The organism is Lactobacillus sp. W8093 (genome assembly GCF_016100925.1).
Lineage (GTDB): Bacteria > Bacillota > Bacilli > Lactobacillales > Lactobacillaceae > Lactobacillus > Lactobacillus helsingborgensis.
This window is the reverse complement of record NZ_JACFRL010000023.1, coordinates 1-767: the sequence shown is the minus strand read 5'-3', so window position 1 is coordinate 767 and position 767 is coordinate 1. Positions and strand designations below refer to the sequence as shown.

At 26.2% G+C, this 767-nt stretch carries 1 protein-coding gene; it reads left to right on the top strand.

Annotation, left to right across the window (positions count from 1 at the left end; genetic code table 11):
* Window positions 1–126 precede the first annotated feature (126 nt).
* Window positions 127–678 carry a restriction endonuclease subunit S gene (locus H3T47_RS09205; protein WP_233335899.1) on the top strand — a complete coding sequence of 184 codons (552 nt, stop codon included), beginning with the start codon at window positions 127–129 and terminating at the stop codon, window positions 676–678.
* Window positions 679–767: the final 89 nt, after the last annotated feature.

Below are 767 nucleotides of genomic sequence, written 5' to 3'. Positions count from 1 at the left end.
AACATCTGATTCTAAAAGATATCCTTTTGACATATTAATTTCACTCCTTTCTATACAGATATTGGTTAATTAAATGATAATTTAGATGATTTACTGACCTTAATTTTTGAGAAATTTGCAATTAATATGAAATTCGAAAAAAGTAATTTAGTTGGTATTGCTAATTTTAAAAATGGTCTCCCAATGCAAAAATTTCAATGTGAAAAATTTGAAAATGGAATACCAGTACTTAAAATAAGAGAATTAAGCCAGGGATACACTGACAGCTCATCAGATAGATGCTCTATGAAAATTAACAAAGATTATATTGTGAAAACAGGTGATATTGTTTTTTCTTGGTCTGGTACCCTTATGGTAAAAATTTGGTCAGGAACTACTTCTGGGTTAAATCAACACCTTTTTAAAGTAACATCAAAGAAATTTCCATCTTGGTTTATTTATGAGTGGACAAAGCATTATTTAAAAAAATTTAAATTAATTGCTGCTGGAAAAGCAACAACCATGGGACATATAAAAAGAAGTGACCTTATGGACTCAATTGTTTTTATACCAAATTACAAATTTTTAAGTCAATTAACTAGGATAATGAAACCTATTTACGATGAACGAATTAAAATAATTAAACAGAATCAACATTTAAATTGTCTAAAGAAGGAATTTTTAACTAAATATTTTTAAACAACTAAATTATCATTTAATTAACCAATATCTGTATAGAAAGGAGTGAAATTAATATGTCAAAAGGATATCTTTTAGAATCAGATGTT

What these genes read in the sequence shown, in the direction of transcription:
- H3T47_RS09205 (WP_233335899.1), top strand. Translation starts at nt 127, where the DNA reads ATGAAATTCGAAAAAAGTAATTTAGTTGGTATTGCTAATTTTAAAAAT.